The 20,907-nt window shown below is 72.9% G+C and carries 17 protein-coding genes; 8 read left to right on the forward strand and 9 right to left on the reverse strand.

Features of this window, described 5'->3' with window-relative positions; translation table 11 throughout:
• Nucleotides 1–19: 19 nt before the first annotated feature.
• Nucleotides 20–886 (forward strand): nucleotidyltransferase family protein, encoded by an 867-nt coding sequence (locus JQN70_RS01970; RefSeq protein ID WP_204129621.1) that lies wholly within the window; start codon nucleotides 20–22, stop codon nucleotides 884–886.
• Nucleotides 883–1,146, forward strand: a complete 264-nt coding sequence (locus JQN70_RS01975; protein WP_204129622.1) for a PqqD family protein — start codon at nucleotides 883–885, stop codon at nucleotides 1,144–1,146. The genes JQN70_RS01970 and JQN70_RS01975 overlap by 4 nt, the downstream gene beginning before the upstream one ends.
• Here the strand turns inward: JQN70_RS01975 and JQN70_RS01980 are convergent.
• From JQN70_RS01980 to JQN70_RS01995, 4 genes are read right to left on the reverse strand one after another with little or no spacing between them, the layout of a single operon-like run.
• A complete protein-coding gene (locus JQN70_RS01980) occupies nucleotides 1,069–1,518 on the reverse strand; it encodes a VanZ family protein (protein WP_204129623.1) in 450 nt (149 codons plus the stop codon). The two genes, JQN70_RS01975 and JQN70_RS01980, sit on opposite strands and share 78 nt — an antisense overlap.
• 3 nt (nucleotides 1,519–1,521) lie before the next feature.
• Nucleotides 1,522–2,127 carry a DUF2017 domain-containing protein gene (locus JQN70_RS01985; RefSeq protein ID WP_204129624.1) on the reverse strand — a complete coding sequence of 202 codons (606 nt, stop codon included), beginning with the start codon at nucleotides 2,125–2,127 and terminating at the stop codon, nucleotides 1,522–1,524.
• On the reverse strand, nucleotides 2,127–2,417 hold the full coding sequence (gene clpS / locus JQN70_RS01990; RefSeq protein ID WP_204129625.1) for an ATP-dependent Clp protease adapter ClpS: 291 nt from the start codon (nucleotides 2,415–2,417) through the stop codon (nucleotides 2,127–2,129). Before clpS ends, JQN70_RS01985 begins: the two co-directional genes overlap by 1 nt.
• Nucleotides 2,418–2,443: 26 nt before the next feature.
• The gene (locus tag JQN70_RS01995; protein ID WP_204129626.1) at nucleotides 2,444–3,682 is read right to left on the reverse strand and encodes a homogentisate 1,2-dioxygenase; all 1,239 of its coding nucleotides are present in this window, start codon (nucleotides 3,680–3,682) and stop codon (nucleotides 2,444–2,446) included.
• Between the two features lie 189 nt (nucleotides 3,683–3,871).
• On the opposite strand from JQN70_RS01995, the gene JQN70_RS02000 reads away from it, so the two are divergent.
• From JQN70_RS02000 to JQN70_RS02010, 3 genes are read left to right on the forward strand one after another with little or no spacing between them, the layout of a single operon-like run.
• On the forward strand, nucleotides 3,872–4,237 hold the full coding sequence (locus JQN70_RS02000; RefSeq protein WP_204129627.1) for a hypothetical protein: 366 nt from the start codon (nucleotides 3,872–3,874) through the stop codon (nucleotides 4,235–4,237).
• Nucleotides 4,237–4,398, forward strand: coding sequence for a hypothetical protein (locus JQN70_RS02005; protein WP_204129628.1), 162 nt, complete (start codon nucleotides 4,237–4,239; stop codon nucleotides 4,396–4,398). The genes JQN70_RS02000 and JQN70_RS02005 overlap by 1 nt, the downstream gene beginning before the upstream one ends.
• A gap of 25 nt (nucleotides 4,399–4,423) precedes the next feature.
• Nucleotides 4,424–5,509, forward strand: coding sequence for a DNA polymerase IV (locus JQN70_RS02010; protein WP_204129629.1), 1,086 nt, complete (start codon nucleotides 4,424–4,426; stop codon nucleotides 5,507–5,509).
• Between the two features lie 217 nt (nucleotides 5,510–5,726).
• Here the strand turns inward: JQN70_RS02010 and JQN70_RS02015 are convergent, their stop codons facing one another.
• Together JQN70_RS02015 and JQN70_RS20785 are read right to left on the reverse strand one after the other, a co-directional pair.
• Complete coding sequence (locus JQN70_RS02015; protein WP_204129630.1) at nucleotides 5,727–6,233, reverse strand: hypothetical protein; 507 nt, start codon at nucleotides 6,231–6,233, stop codon at nucleotides 5,727–5,729.
• Nucleotides 6,230–12,922, reverse strand: a complete 6,693-nt coding sequence (locus JQN70_RS20785; RefSeq protein ID WP_204129631.1) for a polymorphic toxin-type HINT domain-containing protein — start codon at nucleotides 12,920–12,922, stop codon at nucleotides 6,230–6,232. Before JQN70_RS20785 ends, JQN70_RS02015 begins: the two co-directional genes overlap by 4 nt.
• A 228-nt stretch (nucleotides 12,923–13,150) precedes the next feature.
• Here JQN70_RS20785 and JQN70_RS02025 point away from each other — a divergent pair, with 228 nt between their 5' ends.
• Nucleotides 13,151–16,141, forward strand: coding sequence for an FG-GAP-like repeat-containing protein (locus JQN70_RS02025; RefSeq protein WP_204129632.1), 2,991 nt, complete (start codon nucleotides 13,151–13,153; stop codon nucleotides 16,139–16,141).
• Between the two features lie 128 nt (nucleotides 16,142–16,269).
• Nucleotides 16,270–17,040, forward strand: a complete 771-nt coding sequence (gene map, locus JQN70_RS02030) for a type I methionyl aminopeptidase (RefSeq protein WP_204129633.1) — start codon at nucleotides 16,270–16,272, stop codon at nucleotides 17,038–17,040.
• On the opposite strand, the gene JQN70_RS02035 is transcribed toward map, so the two are convergent.
• The 3 genes from JQN70_RS02035 to JQN70_RS02045 all read right to left on the reverse strand — a co-directional run bounded on the left by JQN70_RS02035 (nucleotide 17,021) and on the right by JQN70_RS02045 (nucleotide 19,959).
• Nucleotides 17,021–17,395, reverse strand: a complete 375-nt coding sequence (locus tag JQN70_RS02035) for an ester cyclase (protein ID WP_204129634.1) — start codon at nucleotides 17,393–17,395, stop codon at nucleotides 17,021–17,023. The genes map and JQN70_RS02035 overlap by 20 nt on opposite strands.
• A 48-nt stretch (nucleotides 17,396–17,443) precedes the next feature.
• Complete coding sequence (gene helR / locus JQN70_RS02040; protein ID WP_204129635.1) at nucleotides 17,444–19,648, reverse strand: RNA polymerase recycling motor ATPase HelR; 2,205 nt, start codon at nucleotides 19,646–19,648, stop codon at nucleotides 17,444–17,446.
• A 116-nt stretch (nucleotides 19,649–19,764) separates the two neighbouring features.
• Complete coding sequence (locus JQN70_RS02045; RefSeq protein WP_204129636.1) at nucleotides 19,765–19,959, reverse strand: hypothetical protein; 195 nt, start codon at nucleotides 19,957–19,959, stop codon at nucleotides 19,765–19,767.
• Between the two features lie 70 nt (nucleotides 19,960–20,029).
• Here JQN70_RS02045 and JQN70_RS02050 point away from each other — a divergent pair, with 70 nt between their 5' ends.
• The gene (locus JQN70_RS02050; protein ID WP_204129637.1) at nucleotides 20,030–20,890 is read left to right on the forward strand and encodes a hypothetical protein; all 861 of its coding nucleotides are present in this window, start codon (nucleotides 20,030–20,032) and stop codon (nucleotides 20,888–20,890) included.
• Nucleotides 20,891–20,907 lie beyond the last annotated feature (17 nt).

A 20,907-nucleotide genomic window follows, 5' to 3' on the forward strand; every position in this document is an offset into this window, starting at 1 on the left:
GCCACCCTAGAGTTGTCGCGTGCCCGAGGCCCGTGACGTGCCGACCTCCGTGCGGGTGGCCCTCGCCCACGCGGCGGTGCAACGGCTCGCCGACGAGGCCGGCGCCGACGTCCTCCACATCAAGGGCCCCGCCGTCGCACCGGGGCTGCGGCCGTGGGCGAGCGGCGGCAGCGACGTCGACGTCATCGTCCGGCCCGAGCACCTCGAGCGGCTGATGTCCGCCCTCGACGCGCACGGCTGGCGCAGCGAGACGACCTTCGAGGCCGGCTCGGCGTTCGACCACGCGGCCAACCTCTTCCACCCCAGCTGGGGGCTGCTCGACGTCCACCGGCTCTACCCCGGCATGGAGCGCGACCCCTCGGGGGCCTTCGCCGTGCTCTGGGAGGACCGCGGCCGGACCTCCATCGCCCACGTGCCCTGCGTCGTCCCCGACCCCCTCGCCCAGTCGCTCGTCCTGCTCCTCCACGCCGCCCGGACCCCGACGGGCGGCGAGCACCCGGACGTCCCGGCCAACTGGACCCGGCGCACCGACGCCGAGCGCGACGCCATCCGCTCGCTCGCGGTCCGCACCGGGTCGACGGTCGGGCTCGCGGCCGCCACCGGCGACCTCGCCGCGCACGCCGGCACCCCCGAGGCGGCGCTCTGGGAGGTCTTCACCGAGGGCGGCGACCGGCTCGACGAGTGGCGGGCCCGCTGGCGGGCCGCCCGGGGGCCCCGGGCCAAGGCCTCGGTCGCGGTCCGCTCGCTCGGGGTCAACCGCTACTACCTCGCCCAGAGGCTCGGGCACGAGCCGACGCGCACCGAGGTGGCCCGGGAGGCCCTGGCCCGCTTCGCCCACCTCGGACGGGCGCTCGCGGCCCGGGCGACCGCGGCGGTGCGGCGGTGAGCCGCCTGCGGGTGGGGCCGGACACCGCGTGGCTCGAGGTCGACGGCGTCGTCTACGCCGCACCGCTGCCGGACGGTCCCCCGGTCGTCCTCGACGGCCCCGGCGCCCTCGTCTGGCGGGCCGTCGTGCCCGGCGGCGGGCTCGACGACGTCGTCGCGCGGGTGGCCGCGGAGGCCGGCACCTCAGCCGAGGTGGTCGCCGCCGACGTCGCGTCCTTCGTCGACCAGCTCCTCGCCGGTGGGCTGCTCGCGCACGAGTGACCCCGCGAGTGCCCCGAGCAGCGCACCGGCGGTGTTGCACGCGACGTCGAGCAGCGTCGCCTCGCGGTGGAGGACCGGGAGCAGCTGGACCGCCTCGACCGCCGCGCTGAGGCCGCCGAGGGCGAGGACGACGACCGGCACCCGCCGCCGCAGCCAGGCGACCCCGAGCCAGCCGAGGGGCACGAAGGCCAGCACGTTGAGGGCGGCCGCGTAGTGCTCGGGACGCACCGACGACGGCACGCCGGCGTGCAGCAGCACGACGTAGACCTCGACGACGGCGCGGTTGACGAGCGACCCGTCCGGCCAGAGCAGCACCCCGCCGAGGAGCACGGCGAAGACGAGCGCGAGGACGGTCGCGACGCGGCGGAGCATCCCTCAGCCCCGCAGCAGGGCGCCGGCGAGGGTCTCCTGGAGCCAGGTGAGGAAGTCGTAGAGCGCGATGACGTGGACGAGCGGCTCGTCGTCGTCGAGCGAGGTGGCCGCGCGCTCGAGGAGCTCGAGGTCCTCGTCGGTGCGCAGGTCGAGCCGCTCGCCGAGGACGAGCCGCACGTCGGTGAGCGCGGTGAGGAAGGAGCGGGCCTGCCCCTCGTCGAGGGCGACCTTGTCGGCGTCGGCGCGCAGCACCGCGGCCGAGGCCGCGAGCGCGCGGGCCTTGCGGTGGCGCAGGCCGCCCTCGGTGAGCCGGCGGAACTCGGCGGCGGCGGCGTCGTCCTCGCGGTGCGCCGACGGCAGCAGGCGGTCGAGGGCGGGGTCGCGCGGCCCCTCGTCGACCGGCGCCGGCGGCTCGTCCCCGCCGGTGAGGTCGAGACCGGCCACGAGGTCGTCGAAGGCGTCGTCGCCGGTGCTGGGGTGCCCCGGCGGCTCGAGCAGGTCGTGGACCTGGTCCATGAGCGAGGCGACGACCTCGCGCTCGTCGGCGTCGAGGGTCGCGACGAAGCGCCGGTCGGCGCCGCGTCCGCTGCGCCGGAAGGCCTTGGCCATCAGGAGTCCTTCTGGAACGTGGCCCACAGGCCGTAGCCGTGGAGCGCCTCGGTGTCGGCCTCCATCGCCTCGCGCGGACCGTTGCTGACGACGGCGCGGCCCTCGGTGTGCACCTGCATCATCAGCTTCTCGGCCCTGGCCCGGCCGTAGCCGAAGTGCTGCTGGAGGACGTAGGTGACGTAGGACATGAGGTTGACGGGGTCGTTCCAGACGATGGTCACCCACGGGGTGTCGGGAGCCACGTCCCCCTCCGGGGCGACGACCTCCTCGGTCACGGGCGCGAGCGACACGCCCCAAGGATAGGAGCCCGCCGGGGTCAGCCCCGACCGCGGTTCCAGGAGTCGGCGTAGACGCCGTCGTCGCACGCCCGGCCGCCCTCGCCGAGCTCGAGCGGGCGGAAGGTGTCGACCATGACGGCGAGCTCGTCGAAGTACTCGGCGCCGATCGAGGCCTCGGACGCCCCGGGCTGCGGACCGTGCGCGTGGCCGCCGGGGTGCACCGACACCGACCCCTTGCCGATGCCCGAGCCCTTGCGCGCCTCGTAGTCGCCGTCGACGTAGAACATGATCTCGTCGCTGTCGACGTTCGAGTGGTAGTACGGCACGGGGATGGCCAGCGGGTGGTAGTCGACCTTGCGCGGCACGAAGTTGCAGATGACGAAGTTCCAGCCCTCGAACACCTGGTGCACCGGCGGCGGCTGGTGGACCCGGCCGGTGATCGGCTCGTAGTCGCGGACGTTGAAGGCGTACGGGTAGAGGCAGCCGTCCCAGCCGACGACGTCGAGCGGGTGGAACGGCAGCGAGTGCACGGTACCGACGATGCCGCCGGGGCCGTTGCCGCGGTGCTTGATGAACACCTCGGCATCGTCGGTCGCCTTCTCCCCCACGTCCTCCGCGAGCAGCGGACCCTGCGGGCCGCGCAGGTCGCGCTCGCAGTACGGCGCGTGCTCGAGCAGCTGGCCGTAGCGGCTGAGGTAGCGCTTGGGCGGCGCGATGTGGCTGTTGGCCTCGATGCAGTACGCGCGCAAGGGGTTCTTCGTCGAACGCTTCGGCAGCCAGCGGTGCGTGGTGGCGCGCGGGATGACGAGGTAGTCGCCCTCGGCGACGTCGAAGGCGCCGAAGACGGTCTCGACGCGGGCGGCGCCGCGCTCGACGTAGACGCACTCGTCACCGACGCCGTTGCGGTACCAGGGGCTGTCGGCGCCGGCGACGACGTAGGAGATGCGCACGTCGCCGTTGCCGAGGACGAGCCGGCGCCCGGTGACGACGTCGGTGGTCTTGACGTCCTTCGGCGCGAAGAGGTCGTGGAGCCTGAGGTGGCGCGGCTTCAGGGGGTGGTTCGGCGTCGTCGACTGGTCGGGCAGCGTCCACTCACGGGCGCCGGAGGTCGTCGACGGGATGTTGCGGTGGTACAGGAGGCTGGAGTCGCTGCTGAAGCCCTCCTCGCCCATCAGCTCCTCGTAGTAGAGCTCACCCTGCTTGCCCCGGCCCGCGGGGCGCCGGTGCTGGGTGTGCCGCTTCGGGGGGATGCTCCCCATCGCCTGGTAGTGCGCCACGGTCGGTGTCCACCTCGCTGTGGGTCGGGGCCGGTGTCACCGTCACCCTAGGCGGGTGGGGCCCGGCTGGCATCCCTGCACCGTGCCCGCCGGTCACCGTGGTCAGGTGTGTCCAGTGGTCGGGGGTGGCGACCGGACAGCCTGCACAGTGGCGCGACAGCGTCGTCGCCCGCCGGGATGATGGTCGCCATGACCTGGCTCGTCCTGTTCCTGTCCTTCGCCGGCGGTGTCGTCGGTGCGGGCGCCGCGGCGTGGGTGGCGCTGCGCGGCCAGCGCCAGGACGCGCGCGGCGAGTGGCGCGAGCGGCTCGACCAGGCGATCGCGCTCGTCACCGCCGACTCCACGGCCGAGCAGCAGATCGGCGACGAGCTGCTCGCCGACCTCATCGACTCCGACCTCGGCAGCGACGAGGACCGCGAGCTCGCCCGGCGGATCGCCCGCATTCGGCTCGGCCAGCAGATCGTCGGGGGGCCGCGCGGCCTGCGACCGGCCGAAGAGGTGGACCTCTCGCTCGCGCCGGGGGATGATGGAGACGTCGAGCAGGAGGAGGAGTGATGACCGCCACCACCGGTCCGGACGGCGTGTTCCGGGTGCCCTCCTCGACCGTGCGCCTCGCGCGGGCCCTCGTCAAGGACGCCCGGCGCCGCGGGACCCGCGAGAACCGCCGGGTCGAGGACGTCGCCCGCACCCCGCTCCCCGAGGACACCGGGCACTGACCGCACCGACGTCCGGGGGGCGATGATGGCCGCGCGCGCCTTTCCGTGGGTGCTGCACGTCGACCTCGACCAGTTCATCGCCGCCGTCGAGGTGCTGCGCCGGCCCGAGCTCGCCGGCCGCGAGGTCGTCGTCGGCGGGCGCGGCGACCCCACCGAGCGGGCCGTGGTGTCCACCGCGTCCTACCCGGCGCGCGAGCGCGGGGTCCGTTCGGGGATGCCGCTGCGGCTGGCCGCCCGCAAGGCCCCGGACGCGGTGTTCCTCCCCGTCGACGGGCCGCACTACCTCGCGGTGTCGGCGGAGGTGTTCGACGCGGTGCGCTCGCTCGGGCTCGTCGTCGAGGTGCTCGGGTGGGACGAGGGGTTCGTCGGTGGTGAGGGTCCGGACCCGGAGGCGCTGGCGCGTGCCATCCAGTCGGCGGTGCTCGAGCGGACGCGGCTGCATTGCTCGGTCGGGGTCGGGGACAACCGGGTCCGCGCGAAGATCGCCACCGACTTCGGCAAGCCGCAGGGCATCTACCGGCTGACCGCCGAGAACTGGTTCGAGGTCATGGGGCACCGGGCGACGGCCGAGCTGTGGGGAGTCGGGTCGCGGGTGTCGGCGCGGCTGGCGGCGCACGGCATCCACACGGTGGTTGAGCTGGCGGCCGCGGACGAGGGCGTGCTCGTCGGCGAGTTCGGGCCGCGGATGGGGGCCTGGTACGGCTCGCTCGGGCGGGGTGAGGGCTCGGCCGAGGTCGACGACACCCCGTGGGTGGCGCGCGGGCACAGCCGGGAGACGACGTACCAGTCCAACCTCGTGACGCCGGACGAGGTGCGCGAGGCGGTGAGGGTGCTCACCGACCAGGTGCTCGAGGACGTGCGGCGCGAGGGGCGGCCCGTCGTGCGGGTCGGGCTGAAGATCCGGTACGCGCCGTTCTTCACGGTCAACCGGAGCCGGAAGCTGCCGGCGGTGACGGCGGAGGCGGGGCCGGTGCACGACGTGGTGCAGGCGCTGCTCGCCGACCACCTCGAGGAGGGACGCGAGGTGCGGCTGCTCGGTGTCCGGGCCGAGATGACCATGCCCGACGACGGCGACGACGTCTCGCGCACCCCGGTCCGCGGCCGCGTCTGACCCGCCGCTCCGACCGCGACGACCCCCGCACGTGCGCGGTTATCGCTGTCCGGACGTCCTCCCGCCCGCACCAACCCCGCACGTGCACGGTTCGTCTGGTCCGCCTCGACCGCCCCGCCGTCCCGACCCCGCGATCTGCAGAGCCCCGCGTGCGCTCGCCCGGAGCCGCGCATCTCAGGCGTAGCACAGTCTCTAGCCCCTGACGTCGCCGTCTGCATCACGACGTGCGTTGCCGCAGCGCACGCACAATGGCCTTCCACAGCAGCACATACTCCTCGTAGTTTCGTTCTTCGCCATCGACAGACCTCACGCTTCCTACGCAGCCAACTGTCACCGGCTCCACAGCCGCGCCGCGACGTCTCCCGTACTGCACGTTCACCAAGCCGGAGAGTGAGGCGATGGCTGCGGCGCGACGCTGCGACGCGTCTCCAGAAACCATCGGCGCGAGTTCCGGGGTCCACTCCGGGACCCAGACGAAGAAGTCCCAACGACCCTCCTGCGCCAAGGCCGGCATCTCCTCGTATGCCACTTCGACCAGCACCTCTGCGAAGCCTCGGTCGACTTTCACTCGGTCCACATTGAGGAGAACGAGAGTCGGCCAGTCCGTGTTGCCCATGGACAGCACCCCGGAAATGTCCTTCTCGTCGATGCCGACGATGTCGGTGGCATGTCCCCGGCCGGTACGTGCCCAGGTCGTCGGATCTACAAGACGTCGTGGCATCACGGGTCGTACTTTAAGAAGAACACGTGATCAAACTCCCCGGACCCCCGCAGATCGGTCAGCGCCCTCCGTTCTCTGGCCACGGGGAGTCCGCCCTTGGTGGCACGACCGACTTGCACTGCAATCTGACGACCGTTGCGCTCCATGACCAGGTCCGGGTATCGCCCTGACGCTGACCGCCTCTCGGCCTTGCTGCCCCCAGAGACCACCGCCCAGCCGTCGTCAGCTAGCCGGGACTCTGCCTCACCGATGCGCGCTACGTGCTGAGGACTACCCCGGCGCCCCCAAGGGTTGGGCACAAACTTCTCTGCGGGAGTTGGACTGGCGATACCACTCGCAACTCCGGCGATTTCGCCGCTGCTACCACAGTTGTGGACGAGGATCGCGTTGCGGCCGACGTGGTAGGTGTGGACGCCCTCGACGGTGAGGTTGTAGGCGAGCGCGAGGTGCTGCGTCCCGTCCTTGAGCCCCGAGACGGTGAGCCGTCGGCCGTCCGCCGTGAGGACCTTCTCGCCGGGGGCGAGGTCCTGGGCGTCCTCGAAGCGCTGGTCGGTCTCGGACCAGAACGGGTGGTCCTCGGTCGTCGTGACGACCTCGCCGTCGACCCCGAGGTCGACGACCTCGTCCTCGTGGAGCCAGACGTGTTCGACCTTCCGGACCGACTGCTCCCCCGTCTCGGGATCGGTCGCGACGACCTCGTCACCGACGTCGATGTCCTCGATCGGTCTCTGGGTGCCGTCACCCATGAGGACGAGCGTCGAGCCCGAGAACGACAGCATGCAGACCGAGGAGAGGAAGCGGTCCGCCGCCTGGGCCTCACGGCGCCAGTCGAAGTAGGCGTCCCACGCCCGCCGCAACGCACTGATGACCTTCTTGGCCTTGAGGATCTTCGACCAGGGGATGAACCCGATGACCATGCTCACGCAGGCACCGATGTCGCCCTTGCTGAAGCAGTTCTGGATGTCCCGGATGCCCGTGACCTCGAGCAGGATGTCGGCGCCGGCCGCCATGACGATGTCGAGGAGGCTGCGCTTCTTGACCTCCTGCGCCTTGCGGACCTTCTCGCGGAGCTCGGGGTCGTTCGAGCCGCCCGTGGTCGTGGTCGAGCCGCCGACGTTCTTCGGCTTGGTGTAGTGGATCTTCCCCGGGTCCGGCTCGTTGCGCTGGGTCTTCGGGTTCCACGTGTAGCCCATGACCGAGTCGTCCGTGGGCCCCAGCGGAGCGAGACCCGTGGCGTCCGAGTAGGTGACCGGGCTGTTGTTCGCGTACCCGTAGCCGTTCATCTGCTGCGGGTCGGAGAGGTCGAGCAGCGGGTCGGCCGAGACGAACGAGCCGATCTCCGGGTCGTACTCGCGCGCCCCGAGGTGGGTCAGCCCGGAGGCGTCCGTGTCACCACCGACGAAGCCCTTGCCGGCCGGCCACCCGGTCGAGCCGGACGTGCCGCGCTGACGACCGAACGGGTCGAGCGTCCGCTGGGTCGCGGAGAGGGTCGTGGCGTCGATGCTCCACTGACCCGTGCCCTGGTGGTCGTCGACGACGTAGGTGAGCGACCCCGTGCTGCTGCGCACGACCGACGCCCCGCCGAGCCCGACGATGCGCTCGCCGGTGACGGCCTGCGTCGCCGTGTTGAGGGTCAGCTGCGTGCCGCCCATGTACAGCGTCACCGCGCCCGGCTCGCGCCGGATCAGCCGCTCGCCGGCGGCGTCGTAGAGGTAGGTGGAGGTGACTCCGCCCTTGGTGCTCGACGCGAGCTTGCCCTCCGGGTCCCAGGTCTGCGTCGTGCCGTCGCGCGAGGTCATCCGCCCGGCCGCGTCGAAGGCGTAGGACCGCGTCACCGGACCCGACGGGCCGGTCTCGCCCACGGACCGCACCGTGTGCGGCTGACCCGCGGCGACGGTCGGGTAGGTGTAGTCGCGCACGACGTCGGTGCCCGATGCGGTCACCGCGTGACGCGTCTCGAGGTCGCGGTTGCCGGATGCGTCGTACGCGTAGGTCTGCCAGTAGGCCTGCGGCCCACCGACGGTCCCGCCGGTGCCGACCGACGGCGCGCCGGCACACGCGTCCGTCGACGTCCAGGCCTCGCGCAGCCGGGCGAGCCCGTCGTAGGCGTAGCACTGCGCGTCCTTGACGCCGGCGACCGTCGAGGTCTGGCTGAGGATGTTCCCGCTCTGGTCGTAGCCGAAGGTCCGCTCCTCGACGCGCGTCGGCGCCACGTCGCGGTCGATCGCCATCTGGGTGAGGCGCCGCGTGACGTCGTCGTACTGGTACCCGACGTAGACGGTCTTCCCCGTGCCGCCGAGGTAGAGCCGACCGACCTCCCCGTAGCTCGTGCGGAGCACGTCGTTGAGGTAGGTCTTCCCGAGGTTGCTCGTGACCCGGGCGAGGTCCTCGTTCGTCGAGTAGCCGTACGTGACGAGCTCCTGCGGGAGCCCCCCGGCCGCCGGCAACAGCTGGCGCAGCAGGTTGCCGTTCGGTGAGAACACCTGCTGGACGTCGTAGGACTTCCCGCCGAGGGCGCCCTCGCTCACCGGGATGGTCCACCGTGTCCCGGTCGTCCGGTACCCGTCGTCGTACCCGAGGACCGTCGTGCGGTACTCGTTCGTCCCCTGCCAGCGCGAGGACGAGGTGAGCTGGCCCTTCATCACCGTGTCGTAGACGAACGACGTGCGCGTCGCGCCGGTCTTCGTCGTGTCGTTGGTGGAGGTCGGCCGGCTGAGGACGTCGTAGGTCGTGAACACGGTCTGCCCGACCGCGTTCCGCGACGACTCGACGCGCCCGGCGCTGTCGTAGGTGAGGTCGGTGGCACCCGTGTCGGGGTCGGTGGTGCGGGTGGTCCGGCCGCGCTGGTCGTAGGCGTAGGTCCAGCGGGCTCCGCCGGGGGCCGTGACCGTGTCGAGGCGCCCCTTGGCGTCGAACGCGAACAGGGTGCTGTCGAAGGACCCCGTGGGAGCACCGGACGGGTAGCGCCGCCGCTCGGTGACGCGGCCGAGGGCATCGGTGACCTCGGCGGTCGCCGGGCTGCCGGCCGGTGGGTCGACCGTCGTCAGCTCGCCCGCGTAGGCGGTGGTGGTGCGCCACTTCTCGCTGCCGTACCCGCGGAGGACGTCGGCGGTCGGGCGGCCCATGCCGTCGAACTCGGTGACGTGCTGCGTGGGGACCTCGTTGTCCGCCGCGGTGAAGCGCGTCGTGCTCGGTGCGCCGAGGGCGTAGTACGGGGCGTTCGTCTTCCGGACCCGGCCTGCCGTGTCGTAGAAGCTGTCCGTGACGAGCCGGCCGCCCGTCGCCGCCGGCACCTGGGTCTGGATCTGCCGCAGCAGCCCGTCGAGCAGCTCGACGTTCGTCTCGTAGGTTCCGTCGTCCTTGAGCCGCTTGGTCGTCACCGACGACGGGGCCGTCGTCGACAGCGTGTACGACACGTCCATGCTCGGCGTCTGGGTGGCCTTGGCCCGCCCGGGCAGCCAGGCCTTGAGCAGGCGGCCCAGCGGGTCGTAGGTCGCGTCGGTCCGCTTGCCGTTGGGGTCGACGAGCGCGGTCTCGTCACCGCGCGCCGCGTCGACCGTGCTCGTCGTCACGTGCCCGAGGGCGTTGGTGGTCGTCGTCGAGGTGAGCGGCCCGCCGGCGGGGGTTTGGGTGTAGGCGTAGGTGGTCTTCGCCCCGGCCGCGTCCGTGCTGGTGGCGACCCGTCCGGTGGCGTCGTAGGTGGTGGTGGTCGTCGTGGCGTAGCTCGCCGACCCGCCCGAGGGCCACGAGGCGAGCTCCTCGACCTTGGTCACCAGCCCGCGCGTCGGTGCGGCGGTCAGGGAGGTGGCGTTGTCGTAGTAGCTGCGGGCGTCGGCGACGACCTGGGCACCGCCCGTGACGGTCGTCGAGCACGGCCCCACGGTGGTCCAGGTCCGCGACGGAGACGCGGTGATCCACGCGGCCCCGGCCGTGGGGTACTCCATCCGGGTGCAGGTGTCGTCCGCGGTGGACCCGGTGTCACCGGCGGCCTCCACGGTGAGGGGCACGCCGTCGTTGCTGAAGGTGCGGGTCGTCCGCGTCGTCCGCCACACACCGGTCGAGAGCTTCTGCTTGGTGTCGACCCCCGTGACCTGGACGGCGCGTGACGTCAGCGCGCTGAGTCCGGACCGGGCCCGCGTCGCGAGGACGGCGCTGCGCCACGGGGAGCTCAGGGTCGACGAGACGATGGACCCGCCGTCACGGTCGTAGGCGGCGACCTCGCGCGCTGTCCCCGCGTATTCCTTCACATCCGTCACCGCCGTCCCGAAGGAGTCGGTGACGGTCGCGGAGCGCGTGCCCGACGGCAGCTTGTCGCCGTCCATCCCGCGGAAGTACCGGCTCTCGCTGAGGGTGACCGGGTCGGTTCCGGACCCGACCCGCGTCCGGACGGTGCCGTAGCCGCGGAACTGGTTCCAGCTGCGGTTCTCGGGCTTGGTGGCCTCCGACTCGTCGTACGCCCACGCGGGGGCGCCGACGTACTCGTACGAGGTGACCTTCGCCGGCTGGGTGCCGGTGCCGTCCTGCTCGAGGACCTGGGTCACGAGGTACTTGTGGAAGTACTCCTTGATCGGGCTGCCGGTGCTGTCCGGCGGGCTCCAGGTGACGGGGTAGCACCGCAGGCCGTTCGTGGAGTCGGACGCCGGCAGGTTCGTCGGCGAGCACTGGGGTGCCGAGTAGCTGACGCCCAGGACGCCGCCCGACTCCGACGTGACGGCGTTGACCCGGTAGCGGTACAGCGCCGGGATGCCGTCGGTCCCCGAGTCGACCCGGTTGCCCAGCTGGACCCCGCCGAAGGTCACCGGCGCGAGGGCAGCGGTTCCGCCGACCTTCCCGGTGCGTGTGATCGACGAGAGCCACAGCGCCGGGCTCAGGCCGTCGCCGCTGTTCGGGTACGACTGCGCCAGCGTGTAGGTGTCGACGGCGGCGTACGTGGTGGCGGACGCGAGCGCCTCGGTGCGGATCGCGGTGAGCCGCTTGCGGCTCCAGAACGTCGGGGAGTAGCGGTTGGTGCAGGCCTCGCCGGCCTTGCAGGCCTGGTCCATCGGCACATCCGGCCACCGGGCGGCGTTGCCGGGGACGAACTCGGCGTCCGAGCAGGTGAACCCGGTGGTCGGGAGGCACCGCTCGGCGACGTCGAAGGAGATGCGGTCAGGAGCCGGCGCCGAGTACTCGGCATTGAGGCGACCGCCGTACTCGATGCGCGAGAGGTACCCGCCGCGCACGTACAGGGCACCGGTGGTCTTGAGGTTCCTCCCGTAGTTGTTGGTCTCCTTGGTGTACCAGTAGCTCGCGGTGTTGCCGCTGGGGTCGACGACATGGTCGAGGTTCCAGCGCCACGCCTGGGTGCAGGAGGAGGCATCGAAGGTCGTTGCGCGACAGGGCTCTCCGACCTGGTTGCCGAAGACCGGCACGGTGAACACGGAGTTCGTCTCGGCCTTGCCGCTGACCCAACCGGGCAGCCGCTGGCGTCCGAAGTAGTACTGCGTCCCGTCCGTCGTGGTGACCCGCCAGTACTCGCCGTCGTTGTCGCCGTTGACGGCCCCGGTGAGCCGCTCGACCCGCGACCCGTCGTTCTCCGCGGGTCGCCACGTGCCCGTCGCGTCGTCGCGGACCAGCTCGGTGGTCTTCCCGCCCAGGTTGAGGACGGCGTTGTCCGAGTACCAGCAGAGGTCGGCCGTCTTGACGGTGTTGTTGCCGCCGGTCTGGTCCTCCGAGCAGGCCTTGTACTGCCGCTCGACGTAGCCGGGGTTGTAGTCCCAGCCCTCCCCCACCCACGAGGACTGGTTGTTCGTCGAGACCTGCCGGCCGTCGACCGCCGAGGACGAGTAGGCGAGCGCGACCTGGGGCTCGGACCCGGCGGGGGCCGGGGGCACGGCGACGGGCATCGTCCAGCCGAAACCGCCCGAGGAGCCGCCGGCGCTCCACGACCCGGACGGGGCGAGCGACGTCGCGGTGAAGGTGCCGCCGCTGCCCGAGGGGCTCGCGACGGCCGCGACGACTGTGGAGGCCATGGCCGCCGCGGCCCGGGCAGTGCCGGCGTCGGCAGCGGGTCGCGCGGGCAGGGAGGCGACCAGGGTTCGGCTCGTCGGGTCGTTCGTCGAGGTCAGGGGCCTCGCGGTGCGGCACTCGGTGCGGCTCGGTGTGCTCAGGGCGCACGCGGGCAGCTCGACGAGGCGCAACCGCGAGGCCCAGTCGCCGCCGTACGCACCGACGAGGTTCGAGTAGTCGAGGCGGACGTCGAGGGGCGCCTTCGCCCGGTCGGCGGTCCCGGCCCGGACGTCGACGACGAGGCCACGGACGCCGAGCCGCTCGGCGACCGACGACGGCTGGAGGGCGACGTCCGTGCGGGCGGCGGGTCGACGCTTGCCCCACCCGACGCTCACCGGCCCGGCCGCGGCCCGCGTCCCCGGGGTGGCGCCGGCGGCGAGCGTCGCGGTGTCGGCCGAGGGCCACCGCGCGGTCTGGACCTTCGCCGAGGGCAGCGCACGAACGGTGGGGGCGGGGCGCTTGGCCGCCGTTGCGGCGTGGACGGGCCGGACCACGTCGACCGCCGCCGGTCGTGCCCGGGGCTCGACGGGGCGCGGTTCCGCGTGCGCGCTGAGGGCGGTGCCCGCCAGCATCGCCGCGACCACCGCCGCGCCGACTGCCGAACGGGACCGGATCCGCATCCACCACGTCCGGTTCCTGCGCACGGCGACCTCCTCGCTCGAGCCGGTCCGACGTCCGGCGCGGGGGAAGTGAAGCAGTCGGGCGAGCAGCGTGGCAAGCAATCTGCGAGAACTCGCAAAGCGGCGTTGCGAGAACTCGCAACTTTGCCCTTGAGCGCCGGAAACCCCTTCCGGAGAGCGAAACCCGCGCGCTACGCTCCGGCCGCCGCGACCCCTCCCGGTCGTGGACGACGACTCCGAGCCGAGGTGCACATGGACAGACACTCCACGCGACGGGGCCGCCGCCTCCTCGCATCAGGTCTCGCGACGGCCCTCGCGGTCGGGCTCGGGCAGGTCGCCCTGTCCGGCCCCGCGAGCGGGACCGAGCCCACGACGGGCAGCCCGACCGCGAGCCCCGCGACCGCGTCGAGCACGGCCGACACCCTCACCCGTGCCGCGGCCTCGGACCTCGCCCGCCGCGGCCAGAAGGACGTCGTCGTCACGAGCCTGACGACCGAGACCTCGCAGACGGTGGCCCACCCGGACGGGACGTTCACCGACTCGACCAACCCCCGGCCGGTGCGAACCCGCGTGGCGAACCGGTGGGTGGCTGTCGACAACACCCTTGTGCGCGAAGGAAACCGGATCCGTCCGCGAGCCTCTGCGCTTCCCATGTCCTTCTCCGGCGGGGGCTCCGCGGCGCTCGCCACGCTCGGCTCCGAGAGCCGCACCCTGTCCTTCGGCTGGCCCGGGATGCAGCTCCCTGCGCCGGTCCTGGACGGAGACCGGGCGACCTACCCCGAGGTGCTTCCCGGCGTCGACCTCGTGATGACGGCCGACACCGACACCTTCTCCGAGGTCCTCGTCGTCAAGGACCGCAAGGCCGCGACCAACCCGGCCCTGCGCAGCCTGCGGTTCTCCGTCGCCGCGCCCGGCCTGACGCTCCGCTCGCGGGCGGGTGGTGTCCAGGCCGTCGACGCCGCCGGCCGTCCGGTGTTCGCGTCGGCGCAGCCGCAGATGTGGGACTCCTCGGGCCCGCAGACCACGGCCGAGCTCGCCGCGAAGCCCACGGCCCGCGCCACGGTGGCGGGGCGGGGCGCCTCCGACCGGCTCATGAGCGCCGGCGCGGGGTCGCGGTCCCGCCCGATGACGACCCGGCTCTCCGGCGGGCACCTCGACGTCGTCCCGGACCGGGCCCTGCTCACCGGGGCCGACACGACCTTCCCGGTGCAGATCGACCCCGCGTGGAGCGGCGGCAAGGTGGCCTGGGCGTACGTCGACAAGAAGTACCCCACCGTCAGCTACTACAACTCCACGGGTGACGCCCGCGTCGGCTACGAGTCCCAGGAGGGCACGACCAAGCGCAGCTTCTTCCACATGAAGTCCACCGGTTTCCACGGCGCGGAGGTGCTGAGCGCCACCTTCCGGCTCAACGAGACGTGGTCGTGGTCCTGCACCGCCCGCGAGATGCAGGTGTGGGCGACGAACAGCATCACCTCGAAGACGACGTGGAACACCCAACCGACCTGGGCCTACAAGCAGTCGGCCAAGACCTTCGCCTACAACTGGTACCCCAGCGGCCAGGCCTCGCCGTGCCCGAACCCGTCCGGCGGGGTCGAGTTCGACGTCAAGACGCAGGCGACCAACGCGGCCAAGGGCAAGTGGTCCTACATGGCCATCGGCATCCGGGCCGCGAGCGAGACCGACACCTACGCCTTCAAGCGGTTCCAGAACAACCCGACCCTGTCGGTGACCTACGACAACCTGCCGACCACGCCGACCTCGGCCACGACCGTGCCCTACACCCCCTGCACCGGAGGCTCGATCGGGAACACCGACATCAGCCTGAGCGCCGTCCCGCAGGACAAGGACGGCGGGACGGTGATCGCCGAGTTCAGGTACGGGACCACGTCGACCCCGACCACCGTCCGTTCGGTGTCGGCGACCGCCGGCAAGCCCGCTGTCCTCGACCTGAAGCGTTCCCTCGGCCCCGGGAAGTGGTACTGGGAGGTCCGCACCGTGGCGAAGAACGCCAACGGCCAGTCGAGGTGGTCCCTGCCGACGGCCACGTGCTCGTTCACCGTCGACCTGACGGCCCCGAACCCCGCGGCCGTCACCGTCACGAGCCCGACCTTCCCGGACTACTCGGACAACCCCGACAGCGTCCAGGGCCCTGCCGGGAGGCCGGCCGTCTTCACGATCACGACGCCCGCCGACGCCGCCTACGTCCGGCTCGCCTTCGACCGGGACCCCATCTACCGGGCCCCGGTCACGGCGGGCAAGGCGGTGGTCACGATGATGCCGACCCGCACCGGGCCGTCGAAGCTCAACGTCCAGCTGGTCGACGCGGCGGGCAACCTGTCGGGCATCAACAACTCGTTCGACATCTTCGCCGGTCCTGTCCCGTCCGGGACCCCCTACGCCCGAGGTGACCTCAACAGCGACGGCAAGCCCGACATCCTCCGGTGGTACCAGGACTCGCTCGTCTGCGACTACCTCGGGTCGGGGGCGATCGGGGCCAGCACGACGACCTTCTCGGCCGGTTCCGGGTGCGCGGTCACCAACACCGCCGACCTCGGCGCCGGGAGCAAGGCGGTCGACGTGGGCAACTGGGACGGCGTCCTCGACGACACCGAGACCAACGACGTCGTGTCGCTCGTCGGCGGCAAGCTGCGCCTGTTCCGCGGCAACGGCGCCGGGGGCTTCGACACGACGGCCGAGGAGTACCTCACCGACGACGACCTCCTCAACCCGACCGTGTTCGACGCCTCGGCCTACACCGACGTGTTCGGGGCGGGCGACTGGGACGAGGACGGCGACCCCGACCTCGCCGCGCGGACGGCGGACGGCCGTCTCTGGCTGCTCGCCAACGACAACGGGAACATCTCCGTCCCGGCCGGCACCCGCGGGGACGAGATCGGCCTCGTGTGGACCAACTACACGCCGTTCTTCCCCGGAGACATCACCAACGACGGACGGGCCGACATCATGGCCCGGCTCAACTCGACCGGCGTGATGTACGTCTACCCCGGACGGACGACCGACATCGGCCTGGCCCCCCGGATCACCGAGGGCAGCGGATGGAACGCCTTCGCGCAGATCCTCGCGATCGACGACTGGAACCTCGACGGTCGCAGCGACATCGCCGGCGTCGCGACCGACGGCACGCTGTGGTTCTACCCCGGTCAGGGACGGACCGCCGCGCCGTTCCTCAACAGCCGCACGGCCACCGGTTCCGGCTGGACCAGCAACTGGCTGATGTAGGACCAGCCGCCCGCGCTACGGCGCAGTACTCGTCGTGATCGCGACGGGTACTGCGCCGTAGGCCGCGACCGGCGGGGGTCGGGGAGCGACCTAGAGTGGACCGTCCACGACCCCGGCGGAGGACCCCGATGATCGAGCTGCTCGACGCGCGCGAGGTCGAGCGCGCCCGCGCCACCGGAACGCTCGTCGCCGACATCCTCGCCACCTGCCGCGAGCGCTGCGAGGTCGGCACCAACCTCCTCGACGTCGACCGCTGGGCCCGGGAGATGATCGACGGGGCCGGCGCCCTGTCCTGCTACGTCGACTACGAACCGTCCTTCGGCCGTGGGCCGTTCGGGCACCACATCTGCACGTCGGTCGACGACGCCGTGCTCCACGGCCTCCCGCACGACCGCACGCTGCACGACGGCGACCTGCTCACCCTCGACCTCGCCGTCTCCCTCGGCGGCGTGGTCGCCGACTCGGCGGTCAGCTTCGTCGTCGGCACCGCGACGCCGGAGGCCACCCGGCTCATCGAGACCACCGAGCGGGCACTGGCCGCCGGCATCGCCGCGACCGGCCCCGACGCCCGGCTCGGCGACGTCTCGCACGCCATCGGGTCGGTCCTCACCGGCGCCGGGTACCTCGTCAACACCCAGTTCGGCGGGCACGGCGTCGGCTCGACGATGCACCAGGACCCGCACGTCTCGAACACCGGTCGCCCGGGCCGGGGCTACCGGCTGCGTCCGGGCCTGCTCCTCGCCCTCGAGCCGTGGGTGATGGCCGACACCGACGAGCTCGTCACCGACGCCGACGGCTGGACCCTGCGCAGCGCGACCGGCTGCCTCACCGCGCACAGCGAGCACACGGTGGCCATCACCGAGGACGGCGCCGAGGTGCTCACCCTCCCGTCCCGCTGACCCCTCCGGGCGGCGGCAGCCGCTCGGGGTCGAGGTCGCCCCACACCGCCGCGATGCGGCCCTCCTCGAGCCGGTAGATCGCCAGCTCCTGCAGGCGGTGGCTCGACCCGTCGCCGGTCTCGAAGGTGTCGACGAGCCGGGCGGCCAGCCAGTCACCCTCGACGACGAGGTGCTGCAGGTGCCACCGGAAGCCCGGGTACGCCTCGACGACCGAGCGCAGTCCCGCGCCGTAGGCCGCCGGGTCGCTCGGCGCGTCGTTCACCCGCACGTCGGCGGCGACGAACGCCCCGAGCTCGTCGAAGCGGTACTCGTTGCAGCGCCGGAGGTACCGGCGGTAGAGCTCCGTCGGGTCCATCCCGCGACGCTAACCCCCGGCGGGGCTGCGGTGGGGTTCGTGACCTGCTCAGCCGGACAGCACGACGAGCCGCTCCGTGGCTCGGGTCATCGCCACGTAGTGGTCGACCGCGCCCTCGATACCGGTGCCGAAGCGCTCGGGGTCGTGCAGCACGACGAGGTCGAACTCCAGGCCCTTCGTCTCCTCCGCCCGCAGCGACTGCACCCGCTCCGTGGCGGTGAACGACGGGTCGCCGACGACGCACGCCACGCCTTCGGGATGGGACGCCAGCCAGCCGTCGAGCAGCGCGTCCCGCTCCCCCGCCGCTGCGTGGAGGACGGGAATCCCGTTGCTGCGGATCGAGGTCGGCACGTTCGCGTCGGGGATCGCGGCGCGGATGACCGGCTCGGCCTCGGCCATCACCTCCTCCGGCGTCCGGTAGTTGATGGTCAGCGAGGCCGTCGTCACCGTGTCGACGCCCACCCGCGCGAGCCGCTCCTCCCACGACTCGGTGAACCCGTGCCGGGCCTGGGCCCGGTCGCCGACGATCGTCAGGCTGCGCGACGGGCAGCGGTCGAGGAGCATCCGCCACTGCGCGTCGGTCAGCTCCTGCGCCTCGTCGACGACGACGTGGGCGAAGGGCCCGGCGAGGGCGTCGGCGTCGGCCACGGGCAGCGCCCCCTCGTCGACGAGGGCGGTCCGCAGGTCCTGGCCGCGCAGCATCGACATCACCTTCATCTCCGAGTCGTCGCTCGCGAGGAGGTCGGCGACGACGTCGGCCATCCGCCGCCGCTCCTCGGCCTCGGCCGCCCGCTGCCGTGCCCGCCGTCGGGACGCCCCGGGGTCGCCGAGCCGTCGGCGGGCGGCGTCGAGGAACGGCAGGTCCTCGGTCGTCCACGCCGCGGGGTCGGCCCGCCGCAGCGCGCGCACCTCGTCGGCGGACAGCCAGGGCGCGCAGAGCCGCAGGTACGCGGGGACGGTCCACAGGTCGCCGACGAGGTCGGTCGGCTCGATGAGCGGCCAGGCCCGCTGGAAGGCCTCGGCGAGCTCGTCGTCGGCGGCGAGCGCACTGCGGAACCGGGCGCTCGGGTCCTCGGACGCCACGCCGTAGGCGTCGAACTCGTCCGCCTGCTCCTCGCCCCAGCCGTCGTCGTCGAGCACCGCGGCGAGCTTGTCGACGAGGACGTCGGTCAGCGCCTCCCACACCCGGTCGCGGGCCTCGTTGTGCGGTGTCCCGGGCTCGGGGGCGTCGAAGGCCTCGAGCCAGTCGGCGGGGTCGAGCCGCACGTCGGCCCACGGCGTCGAGACCGTCATCGGCGAGGTCGGTGCCTCCTCGTAGAAGCGCACGCCGGCCTCGACCGCGTCGAGCAGCCGGGCCGAGGACTTCAGCCGCGCCACCGCGGGGTCGGTCTCGTCCACGGCGCCGGCCCCCTCCGGCACGAGCTCGCGCAGCGTGCACGTCCGCACGCCCTCCTCGCCGAGGCTCGGCAGCACGTCGGAGACGTACGCGAGGTACGGCTGCGAGGGACCGACGAACAGGACGCCACCCGTGCGATGCCCGAGCCGCGGGTCGGAATACAGCAGGTACGCGGTCCGGTGCAGCGCGACGACGGTCTTCCCGGTGCCCGGTCCGCCGTCGACGACCAGCGCCCCCCGCGACCCGGCGCGCACGACGGCGTCCTGGTCGGCGGCGATGGTGCCGAGGACGTCACGCATCCGCGGCGAGCGGCTGGCGCCGAGGCTCGCGACGAACGCCGACTGGTCGTCGAGCGCTGCGTGCCCCTCGAGGCCCTCGGCCGTGAAGACCTCGTCCCAGTAGTCGGTGACCCTCCCGAGCGTCCACCGGTAGCGGCGCCGGCTGGCGAGCCCGCGGGGGTCTCCGTGCGTCGCGGCGAAGAAGGGCTCCGCCGCCGGGGCCCGCCAGTCGACGAGGAGCGGCTCCCCGGCCCCGTCGGTCAGGCCGAGCCGGCCGACGTACACGGGGTCGCCCCCGGCGGGCACGACCCGCCCGAGGCAGAGGTCCACGCCGTACCGGCGCAGGGTCCGCAGCCGGGCGGTGAGGCGGTGCACCTCGAGGTCGCGGTCGAGGGCCTCCTGCCCGGTGCCGCCGGGCGCGCGGCGCTCGACGTCCAGCCGGGCCTCGAGATCGGCGACCCGGCGCTCGAGGGTGGCGGACAGCGTGGCGAAGAAGGCCTCGTCGGCCGTGACGAGCGCGGGGTCGTCCTTCGCGGGGTGGTCGGACAGCTGGAAGACGCGGGTGGTGGCGTCGGGCACGTCGGCGGCTCCGGTTCTCGGTGGAGGTGGTGGGCCGACGATTCTGGAACGGAGAGGGGGCCTTGCCACAAGCCCCCGGGTCCGCTATACGTTGGGAGTGGAGGGGGATACAGGGGTCAGTTGCCGTGCGACGGGTCCTCGCCGTCGTCCCCCGGAACCCGGGCGTTGGGCCCGGTCGGACCCTCCTGCACCTCGCCCGACTCGCCGTCCGGCTGCCCCGCCACCGCCTGGTCGTCGCTGATCGGCGTGTCCGCGTCCGCCCCGGACATCTGCTGCACCTCGGACACCTGGCCCTCGTCGTCCCTACCCATCCCCCGACGCTAACCGGCCGACGCCTTCCGCGGTCCGGGAGGTGCGCGGCACCGCGATAGGTTGGACGCCATGCCGACGACGCCGCTCCTCCTGCGTGCCCTCGTCGACGACGCGGCGGTCTTCCCGCCCGGCAACAGCCCTCTCCCGCAAGCCGTCTCGGCACACGCTGCGCACCGCGCGGCTCCGTACGGCGGCTGCGTCGGACCGCTCCTCGTGCCCGCCGCCGCGGCTCGCGACCTCCTCGACCAGCTCGACACCGGACGGTGGACCGGCGCCGACGCCCTCGGCGTGGGGGTCGTCGCGCGGCCCGGCACCGACCCGGCCGTCCTGCGCGAGGCGCTCGCCGTGCTGGGCGCCGACCCGCGGGTGCGCGTCACCGGTGCCGAGCTGGGCTGGAGCGCCGACTGGCGACGGCTCGACCTCCCCGGCGACCTCCCCCTGGCCCTCGAGGTGCCCCGCGGCGGCCCCGAGCAGGCAGCGGCGGTCGCCGACATCCGCTCGTCGGTGGCCGAGGGCGACGCCGTCGTCGCGAAGTTCCGCACCGGCCCGACGCCCGCGTGGCCCTGGCCCAACGAGGCCGAGCTGGCGCACTTCCTCCACGCGGTCACCGCGGACCCGGTGCCGTTCAAGCTGACCGGGGGCCTGCACCACGCGGTCCGCGGCCGCTACACCGTCGACGGCATCCCGGAGGAGAACCACGGCGTGCTCGACGTCCTCGTCGCCACCGCGGCCGCCCTCGAGGGCGCCTCGCCCGCCGAGCTCGCCGGCCTGCTGGCCGTCACCGACGCCCGCGCCGTGGCCGACCTCGTTCTCGCGTGGAGCGACGACACGACCCGCCGGGTGCGCGCCGCGTTCACCTCCTACGGCTGCTGCACCGTCACCGACCCCCTCGGCGAGCTCGCCGAGCTCGGCCTGCCCACCACCGCCTGACCACCGTCCCACCCCGG

This window comes from Phycicoccus sonneratiae (assembly GCF_016887965.1).
GTDB lineage: Bacteria > Actinomycetota > Actinomycetes > Actinomycetales > Dermatophilaceae > Phycicoccus > Phycicoccus sonneratiae.